Source organism: Lunatimonas lonarensis (assembly GCF_000390185.1).
GTDB lineage: Bacteria > Bacteroidota > Bacteroidia > Cytophagales > Cyclobacteriaceae > Lunatimonas > Lunatimonas lonarensis.
In genome coordinates this window covers 1-8,073 of sequence record NZ_AQHR01000071.1, presented here as the reverse complement: position 1 = coordinate 8,073, position 8,073 = coordinate 1, and the positions used below count along the sequence as shown (strand labels likewise).

Sequence of the window (8,073 nt, the reverse complement as noted above, 5' to 3'; positions counted from 1 at the left end):
TCGATTAATTTACAGACCAATTATTTTTAAGCGTAATCGCTGTTCCTGTAGGATAAAATGGTAATTTGCCGAAATTATTTGTACCTTTCTCCCTAACTCCTACACATTATGAGCAAGGACAAAGGGGAAAAAAAGGATCCCAAAAAGAAAGCCGCCAAAAGCCTGATAGAGAAGAGGGCAGACAAAAAGGCCAAACAGGAAGCAAAGAAAAAATCAGGATAATCCGGTGTACGGTTGTAGTAGAACCGAGTGAAATTCCCCGCCCAACAGAGGATGGCGGGGGTTTTTTTTTCCAAAAGGCGGCACCCGGTAAAAAAATCCATGCAATCCCAAAAAAAGGCACCGTTTTTGTCAAGTAAAGTTTTATCCAACTTAAAACGGGGGATTCGTTTGAAATGCATTATTTGGCACTTCACTGGCATTTTTATCGTTTCCTTTGCTTGCAAAAGTAAAAGTAAAGCTTGTGCCGGTGCTGAAGCGTTAAAAACGAGGGCGCAGGTCGGTAAAAATTTAGGGGCAAATGAATCCAAATTAATGCGCTAATTGAGAATTTTAATTAACTTTAGAAAATAGAGCAATCAAATTAACCAAAAAACCGATTTTACAATGAGCAGATTCAAAGAAGTGAAAGACCTGGTAGACGGCATTGAAGCCGACTTTGAGAAATTTTATGGCGCCAAAAACAAAGCTGCTGGCACGCGTATCCGAAAGGCCATGATGGATCTAAAAAACTTGGCACAGGACATTCGAAAAGAAGTTCAAGACATCAAAAACGCTGAGTAAGCTCAGCGTTTTTTCCGCGTGATTCCCCATAACACTATGTATGGGCGGGGAATCTGTGCAAATTCAATTTAATGTTGACCTTTTTAGTTGGACATCAGGGAGAAGCCCGGTGCCCAAACGACATACTAATAAGCGGATATGGGAAAGTTTATTGACGCGAAGCATGAAGGTATCTGTATACAGACCAAAACAAAAATCAAGAAGGGCGACCATGTCTTTTACTTCCCCGGACGGGGCATGTTTCATGAAAGTTCCTCTGTGTATCAAGAGCACCTAAAGAATGGCTCTTTCCCTTCTCAAATTGATGAGGAAAAAACAGAAGGCCGGTCAAACACCGACGACTTTTTGGTGATAGAAGCCCTCGAAGGTTTGCGCGATCAATAAGAAGTCAGCCGCTTTTTCCTAAGGTTCAGAAAGCCCCATGCCCACCGGCTTGGGCTTTTTTATGGGCAGTCCGGCCTCCTGTTCGTTGTCCGGCCTTGGCGTTTCTGCCCCTAACTGCCTTTTTATTTCCGGTTCTCCCATCGAAGCCGTTCTGCCTCCCATCCGTGGTCTATGTATTCCCAAGAGAGGTCTTCGCCGTCAATCCGGATCAATACAAACCCTTCTTTGGTGTCATGGCGCCTTCCCCTCCATCCGTTGCCGGCAATGGATCCTCCGGTAAGATACTCAAAGCGATCATTTACCTGTCCATGTTCCTTCCAATGAATGTGCCCCTGAAGAATTAATCTCAGGTTATGTTGTTCCATCAACGCCAACACCGCGGCACTGTTGATGACGTGGTGTCCGGCCGGATTACCCGTAACGATACCCCTCGCGGTGACCAGTGGAATATGGGTCACCATGACGATTGGTGTGCGCAGGTCCACCCCAAGGAGATCCGCCTCCAGCCAAGCCAATTGGGCACTGTCAACCTCGGCCTTGTACTTTTTATCTTCGGTGACTCCCAGGGAGTTTAGCACGATAAAATGCCAACCTTTATGGTCAAAAGAATAATAGGTGTCTCCGAGGTAGCGGCGGTACATGCCAAATTTATAGTCGGGATGATTTTCGTCCTCGGGGCTTTCCGGATAGATGGCGAACAGGTCATGGTTACCCACCGTATTGTATACGGGCATGTTAAACCCCTTGCTCATCTCCGTGTATAGCTGAAAAAGAGAATCTGCCCTACCCAGATTGCCCCGCATCACGTCATACACCTGATCTCCCCCGCTGATGACAAAATCCGGATTCAACTCATTTACCTTATCAATCGCCATTTGAAATCCAATGGGTGCCCGGCGTTCGGGCTGTAAATGAATATCGGTGAGAAAGGCAACCGAAAACCGATCTCCGGGTTGGGAAACAGTTTGGGCGTGTAGAAAACTACCGATGGCAACCTGTTGCCATACCCCTAGAAATACTAACAAACCGCGCAGCATGTGGAAGTAATAAGTGGAACCATACTCCTTACGCCCTAAGGAGAAAAAAAGGCCATCCACGAAGGATTCCATGGTAGAGAAACTACCCTAAATCATTTTACCGCATAACTCAACCTCATCGTAATAGAGGCTGTTTTGGCTTTTGAGCTGGTATTAAACGTGCCGCCCCAAGAATAATCCTCGGTGGAATTTTGCCCCGTGATCTGGAAAATGCCCATGTTGGCGGATATGAGCCTGCCGAGTTTTGAACCGGAGTTTTGGGCGATGGTTTCAGCGCGAAGCCTGGCATCCTCGGTAGCCCGTGAGATCATCTCTATTTTGAGGCTTTCCAATTGGGTGTAGTAGTAGCGTGGTGGTTGGGAGTAGAATTTAACCCCCTGCAATAACAACTCGGTGATTTCACGGGAAATCTGTTCCACCTTATCCACCTCCTTTGATTCAATCTGCAGGCTTTGGTTTAGCTCGTAGCCAAGGAAAGTCTGCCCCATGTAGTTGCCCGCAGCACTGTAGTTTTGCTGGTAAATTGGATTCGTATTTACGGCTTTGAAGATGATCTGTTCTTTGGGGATGCCCTTGGCGATCAGATAGGCTGAAACACTTTGCCGATCTTTTTCCAGTTCGCCGTAGGCGATGGAAATGTCCCTGCTTTCCCTGCTGAAGTTTCCTTCCCAGACCACCAGGTCGGACAGAAAGTCCTTCTGCCCCAGCCCCGTGACATCCACGGTTCCGGTCTTTTTGTTACGGTTCATAAAGGCATTGCCCAAGATCGCCGATGAAGCGATCACGGCAGCGGCGAGGATGATAGCGGTAAGGTGTCGTTTCATTTTTAGTTGTTCTTTGATGGTCGCGTCGTCCAAACTTATCCGTCGGGAAATTGCCCACAGTACAAATGAGTCTCCTTCTTTGCTGGTGCCCGTTTTCCTGATAATACGTCCCTAGCGTCAAGTTACGTATAAAATGTCGTTAATGGTGGATCCAAACCGGATTTATTTTGGCCGCAGCAATGGGGAGAGCGCCACCTATGGGTCTATCCAAAGAAGAGTGATGGCCTAGGGGAGAAAAAGAAATAGGCGACAAGCATCTGCCTGTCGCCTGTGAATAATCCAACTTCGTGATGGGAATTTCTACAAGAATTCTAACACCAGCCGGTCATCGTCGTCATCGAAATTAATCCGACTTTCATCCTTACTCCGGAAATACCAGTCGTCCGAAAGCTCATAGAAAGGAAAGCGGGCAGGAAACCACATGCTTAGCTCCGTCTTGCCGTCGTCGCGAAATACCCGATAAGTACCGGAAACGATTTCTTCGCCCCGGGTGGCAATGACTGTTCCGTCGCTTCGGAAATCAAAGCGGAATCCAGAAAATTCGTCCGTTTTGTCCCTCCCATCTTCAATAAACGTGGCCACTGTCAGTTCACTGGCAGCTATAAGCTGCGCTACTAGCGATCCTGGATCTGATTGTTGCAATGTAACGGACTCCGGCTCCAGCGAACCGCTGTTGTACAAATTACAGGATACCAAGCCAATCAATAGGAACAATGTTATGAACCTTGTCATTTGCATGTTATTTTAATTGACGGAAATTGAACACCCCCATCTTCAGCCCGACTTGAAGGGTCAGGTTGCTTCCAGTCTCAGGTACCCCAGGAGAGTTCTGAATCATAGCCCCCATCATACGATAACCCAATCCGGCGTGCAGTCTGGCAAAGCGATGCAGGTTCACTTCGATTTGGGCACCCGGCTCAACAAAGAAGGTCTTGGCCTCTTCGTAGTCGAAGTTCCTTCCTTCTTCATCGATCTCCAGCTCCATCATTCCCAAAGCCAATGGAAATGTGAGGTGGACCACTTTGGACGATAGCAGGGTGTATTCGATGAAACCTCCCGCTTGGTAGGAGTCCATGTGCGCCTGCGGCGGAAGCAGGTTGTCAAAGGATGCGGGGCGGATGTCCTGTATCATTTGTCCGTAAAAACCGCCTAGGCTCCACTTATCGTTGACCACGATGCCACCCCTAAAAAGGAAGAAGCCGGCACTTTCACCCGCAATTTGGGTGGCCTGAAATCCAGGATCTACAAACACCCCGAAATTTGATATGGAAAGCTTGTTTCCAAACAGGGTCTCGGGTGCCTCTTGGGCATACAGTTTGGGCACCGAACCCCAAATCAAAAGGATAATCAAAATTATTCTGTTCATGATAAGTAGTTTGTTTAGTTCACTTGCATTACGCCCGACATTCCGGAGAGGGTTGCCTCCCTCAAAATCTTTCTAAGGTATTTTTTTGCGATTATTCATAATCCCTTAGGTAAAGCCATTTCCTCGCTATGGTTGACAACAATCCCATTTGCATGTAACCTGCAACGATCGAATAATTGGACATACCTCCCTTGTAAACCATGCTTTACCGATCATCTTCCTCCAGCAAAGTGGTGTTGTATTTCAAGTATTTTAGAATGAGGTATGCCACGGCACTCCTAATGACGAGGGCAGCCAAGAGAGGATCTGCCTGAAAAGAGCCTCGATACATGCTCCCCAACAGGTCAAAAAGAAAGATAGTTGAAAACAGTGCCGAGACCCCATTTTTTCTTTTTTCAAGACTTTCTTCCAGCTGAATGAAACATTCGGACTTTCAAATCCGCTCATTTTGGGGATAAACGCCGGAACCTCCTTCGCCCAGTTGGAAAATTTAACTCCAAACTTCCCGTACAAAAACTGTTCCTCGGCATACATGATTCGTTCGTAATAAATCCAGTAAATGCAAGTGAAGGCGATGATAAACCATAGGTGCGTAGTCATCAGTGCCGGCCCAAACCACATAAAAAAATTCCCAACGTACAAGGGATGCCGCACCAGTGAGTATATTCCGGTTGTATTCAGGGTATCCGCCACCTGACCCTCAGACGTATTTCTTCCCGGTGTGTTCTTTGGGCTAAACCCTACTGTGAAAATCCGAACGATCAACCCCAGCATACTGACACAAATGGCAGCATACATATAATACGCCTGGAAAGCGGATTCATACAGGGGAAACTCCGTAGGATGGTGTACCTTTCGCAAATAAACCAACAATCCAACGGCTAAAAGTCCGATAGGTAGATAACTCCTACGCCTAAATAGCCAGTTTCCCTGCTGTTGAAATTCCGTGTGCAATGCCATCGGTTTAGTTTTTTTGTTGAAAGATGGCGGAAAATCCGCCAAACCTATTTTTTTTTGACATCACGCGCTTGATGGGGTAAATGATTGCCTGTAAAAAAATATTTTTACAGGCAACCAATGACGGACTTGAAACGTGATGCTTATAAGATGAATTTACCCGATTCAAAAGAGCTGCTAGATGTGATCCACCTTTGCTTAAAAGGCAACCGGAAGGCTGAGGAGCGATTGTTTAAGATGGTGTACCCGCTGGCCATAAGTATAGTGCGTAGGTATACCCAATCCCTAACCGAAGCTCAATCGGTGGTAAATGAAGGCATGCTCAAGGTTTTCACGCAGCTGGCCAACTATGCTCCTGAATGGAGTTTTGGGGGATGGGTAAGACGAATTCTCGTCCATAGTGCCATTGACCATATACGGCGGACAAAGCGCTTCGAAGACCGTCACGAGGACTACAGCGAGATAGAACCCACCTCTACCTTTGACGAGGGTGTTCTGGACAGAATAAGTGCAGAGGAAATATTGGCACTGGTGCAAAAACTCAGCCCCGCCTATCGGTCCGTATTCTTACTCTATGCAGTGGAAGGCTACAATCATAGGGAGATCGCCGAAGAGCTGGGTATCTCAGAAGGAACTTCCAAATCCAATTACGCAAAGGCGAAAATCAAAATGCAGCAGGCCATGGCAAAAATAAACACAATAAGAAGGCAGCAACATGGATAAACGAGGTCAATTCGAGCAGAAGATAAAAGCAAAGCTTGAGCAGCTCGGGGCTCCTGATGCTGACGACGCTTGGAATAACTTCTCCAACAAGCTTCACGGCACCCGACTGCCTATCTGGAGGCATTGGGCAATGCCCTACATGTATGCGAGTTTACTATTCTTAGGTACCCTAAGCTGGATATTGATCAGCACCCCAAGCAAGCAATCGGGTCAAGTCCCCCCATTGGCCACTCAGCACAAGATAGACACCCTGTACCGGACCGATACGGTATACATCGTGGATACCATCTACCTGCATAAACAACTTTACATAAACGAAACCAACTCCTTTCGATCTCTTCCGTCATTGAGTACCCCTAAAATCGATCAGAACCTTGCAGAAAGAGACATTGAAAAGCAGCCGGTCGGAGAAGCAGACCAGACGAGCGATCTGCGTAGAGATGGCGTGGGTACGCCTGGTCAGAAAACACCGCCCATGGCAGTCGATTCAATAGGTGCTGATTCACTTGCCCAAGGAGCCGATTTTTCCGGTACCCCCAAAAAGAGTGAAAGCACCGGGACTAAGCCGATGGGATCCAATCCCTCCCCTTTGGGTAGCCCCTCCGATGAAGCAGTCGAAGAATCCTATTTTATGCGCGCCCAGCGGGAAACCGCCGTGGGAGATACGAGCAACCTCAACCAAACTCCTGTCCCTGTCCGCAACAGACCCGCGGTTCATATAGAATTGGGCACTTCCCCCTTGTTTCCCATTAGCCGATTGGTGGAGTATTATACACCCTTTCAGCAAACGGTCGGCCTGGGTTTGGAATGGAAAAGCGGCTGGGGCATCTATGCAGGTGCCATTCGCAACGAAGTAGAGGGCGAATTGGACGACGAAGAAATTATGTCGTTGGGAACTGACATCATCGCTTCCTTGCCGGACTTTCCGCAGAATTTACTGATTCTGGATGAGATTTATTTTACCAACAGGCAATGGTTTTTTCCGGTGGAGCTAAGGTGGAGAAGTCCCTATTTCAACCATTTCAGCTTTGAAAGCAACGTAGGTATAGTAGGCAATTGGCTTTCTCGCCAGAACTTTACGTATGAAGTTCAAAACAACAGCGTGGAGGAGTACCAATATGCCACCAAAGGTGTACGGAAGTTTAGGCTAAGCCATGCCAAGATTGGAATCGGTACTAACTACTTACTGCGAAACCGTTTTGGGTTTTTTCTGCGAAGTCATTACTGGTTACCGCTATCCCGAACCGGTTTGATTAAAGATAGAATGCATGGGATAGAAGTCGGTGCTGGGGTTAATATTCGGTTGGGGAGATAACTCGGAATAGGGAAATTTAACTGTTGTGTAGGGAGTTAGCAAAATATAAACAGATCTTGGGACTGATTTCGACTAATATAAACCAAGTTGAATTAGCGGCATTAACCGATTGTCAATAAAAAAGTGATCGGCACTTGCAGTATAAAAACCTAGTTTCAGCAAGAATTGGAGGTATATAAAAAGACAAAAGAGGTCATTTCTGACCTCTTTTGTTGACCTGGCTCCTCCTCTTGGGCTCGAACCAAGGACCCTTTGATTAACAGTCAAATGCTCTAACCGACTGAGCTAAGGAGGAAGTAGATCGAAAACTGGCGTCCCCGTTTTTCGTGATGCAAACATAACAGGTTCCTTATTTTTTTCCAAATTACCCGGTGAAAAAAAGAAGATGACCCAATACTACGAAATTATATGGCCTCTTAATCAAGCATTTATTTTGTGTGGTCGTTCTATTTCACTAGTTTGGGGAAAAGCAGCTGTTTACAGTTCACGAAATCTAAAGGTCAAATTTTTAATTTTCTGAATTTATACTATTTTTGCATTCCATAAAGATATAACCTCGGGGTGTAGCGCAGTCCGGTAGCGTATCCTGACGGTGTCAGGAGGGTCGTCGGCTCAGATCCTGAAAATGGATTGAAGAAATTAAACAACAAATCTCGGGGTGTAGCGCAGTCCGGTAGCGTATCC

General features: G+C 46.5%; 11 protein-coding genes and 1 tRNA gene. 5 read left to right on the top strand and 7 right to left on the bottom strand.

The features are described 5' to 3' along the window. Nucleotides 1-321: 321 nt before the first annotated feature. The 3 genes from ADIS_RS11920 (at nt 322) to ADIS_RS11910 (ending at nt 1,167) form a co-directional block, all read left to right on the top strand. Nucleotides 322-543 carry a hypothetical protein gene (locus tag ADIS_RS11920; protein ID WP_155907417.1) on the top strand — a complete coding sequence of 74 codons (222 nt, stop codon included), beginning with the start codon at nt 322-324 and terminating at the stop codon, nt 541-543. A 63-nt stretch (nt 544-606) separates the two neighbouring features. After that, complete coding sequence (locus tag ADIS_RS11915; RefSeq protein WP_010854773.1) at nt 607-783, top strand: hypothetical protein; 177 nt, start codon at nt 607-609, stop codon at nt 781-783. Between the two features lie 138 nt (nt 784-921). After that, the gene (locus ADIS_RS11910; RefSeq protein WP_010854772.1) at nt 922-1,167 is read left to right on the top strand and encodes a hypothetical protein; all 246 of its coding nucleotides are present in this window, start codon (nt 922-924) and stop codon (nt 1,165-1,167) included. An 18-nt stretch (nt 1,168-1,185) separates the two neighbouring features. On the opposite strand, the gene ADIS_RS23565 is transcribed toward ADIS_RS11910, so the two are convergent. From ADIS_RS23565 to ADIS_RS11885, 6 genes are all read right to left on the bottom strand, one after another. Then, nucleotides 1,186-1,308 (bottom strand): hypothetical protein, encoded by a 123-nt coding sequence (locus ADIS_RS23565; RefSeq protein ID WP_262493040.1) that lies wholly within the window; start codon nt 1,306-1,308, stop codon nt 1,186-1,188. Continuing rightward, a complete protein-coding gene (locus ADIS_RS11905) occupies nt 1,290-2,276 on the bottom strand; it encodes a metallophosphoesterase family protein (RefSeq protein WP_010854770.1) in 987 nt (328 codons plus the stop codon). The genes ADIS_RS23565 and ADIS_RS11905 overlap by 19 nt, the downstream gene beginning before the upstream one ends. Nucleotides 2,277-2,296: 20 nt before the next feature. Next, a complete protein-coding gene (locus tag ADIS_RS11900; protein WP_035805764.1) occupies nt 2,297-3,028 on the bottom strand; it encodes an SIMPL domain-containing protein in 732 nt (243 codons plus the stop codon). 300 nt (nt 3,029-3,328) lie between these two features. Next, a complete protein-coding gene (locus tag ADIS_RS11895; protein ID WP_010854768.1) occupies nt 3,329-3,760 on the bottom strand; it encodes a hypothetical protein in 432 nt (143 codons plus the stop codon). A gap of 7 nt (nt 3,761-3,767) precedes the next feature. After that, on the bottom strand, nt 3,768-4,394 hold the full coding sequence (locus ADIS_RS11890) for a hypothetical protein (RefSeq protein WP_010854767.1): 627 nt from the start codon (nt 4,392-4,394) through the stop codon (nt 3,768-3,770). Nucleotides 4,395-4,646: 252 nt separating this feature from the next. Continuing rightward, nucleotides 4,647-5,354, bottom strand: coding sequence for a methyltransferase family protein (locus ADIS_RS11885; RefSeq protein WP_010854766.1), 708 nt, complete (start codon nt 5,352-5,354; stop codon nt 4,647-4,649). 147 nt (nt 5,355-5,501) lie between these two features. Between ADIS_RS11885 and ADIS_RS11880 the strand changes: the two genes are divergently transcribed. Together ADIS_RS11880 and ADIS_RS11875 are read left to right on the top strand one after the other, a co-directional pair. Then, nucleotides 5,502-6,074: an RNA polymerase sigma factor gene (locus ADIS_RS11880; protein ID WP_035805767.1), complete on the top strand. Its 573-nt coding sequence runs from the start codon at nt 5,502-5,504 to the stop codon at nt 6,072-6,074. Further along, nucleotides 6,067-7,389, top strand: coding sequence for a hypothetical protein (locus ADIS_RS11875; protein ID WP_010854763.1), 1,323 nt, complete (start codon nt 6,067-6,069; stop codon nt 7,387-7,389). The genes ADIS_RS11880 and ADIS_RS11875 overlap by 8 nt, the downstream gene beginning before the upstream one ends. A 218-nt stretch (nt 7,390-7,607) precedes the next feature. On the opposite strand, the gene ADIS_RS11870 is transcribed toward ADIS_RS11875, so the two are convergent. Further along, nucleotides 7,608-7,684, bottom strand: a tRNA-Asn gene (locus ADIS_RS11870). Between the last annotated feature and the right edge of the window lie 389 nt (nt 7,685-8,073).

Coding starts and splice junctions, on each gene's coding strand:
- ADIS_RS11890 (WP_010854767.1), bottom strand. CDS start 4,394: ATGAACAGAATAATTTTGATTATCCTTTTGATTTGGGGTTCGGTGCCC.
- ADIS_RS11895 (WP_010854768.1), bottom strand. CDS start 3,760: ATGACAAGGTTCATAACATTGTTCCTATTGATTGGCTTGGTATCCTGT.
- ADIS_RS11900 (WP_035805764.1), bottom strand. CDS start 3,028: ATGAAACGACACCTTACCGCTATCATCCTCGCCGCTGCCGTGATCGCT.
- ADIS_RS11915 (WP_010854773.1), top strand. CDS start 607: ATGAGCAGATTCAAAGAAGTGAAAGACCTGGTAGACGGCATTGAAGCC.
- ADIS_RS11920 (WP_155907417.1), top strand. CDS start 322: ATGCAATCCCAAAAAAAGGCACCGTTTTTGTCAAGTAAAGTTTTATCC.
- ADIS_RS23565 (WP_262493040.1), bottom strand. CDS start 1,308: ATGGGAGAACCGGAAATAAAAAGGCAGTTAGGGGCAGAAACGCCAAGG.
- ADIS_RS11905 (WP_010854770.1), bottom strand. CDS start 2,276: ATGGAATCCTTCGTGGATGGCCTTTTTTTCTCCTTAGGGCGTAAGGAG.
- ADIS_RS11875 (WP_010854763.1), top strand. CDS start 6,067: ATGGATAAACGAGGTCAATTCGAGCAGAAGATAAAAGCAAAGCTTGAG.
- ADIS_RS11880 (WP_035805767.1), top strand. CDS start 5,502: ATGAATTTACCCGATTCAAAAGAGCTGCTAGATGTGATCCACCTTTGC.
- ADIS_RS11885 (WP_010854766.1), bottom strand. CDS start 5,354: ATGGCATTGCACACGGAATTTCAACAGCAGGGAAACTGGCTATTTAGG.
- ADIS_RS11910 (WP_010854772.1), top strand. CDS start 922: ATGGGAAAGTTTATTGACGCGAAGCATGAAGGTATCTGTATACAGACC.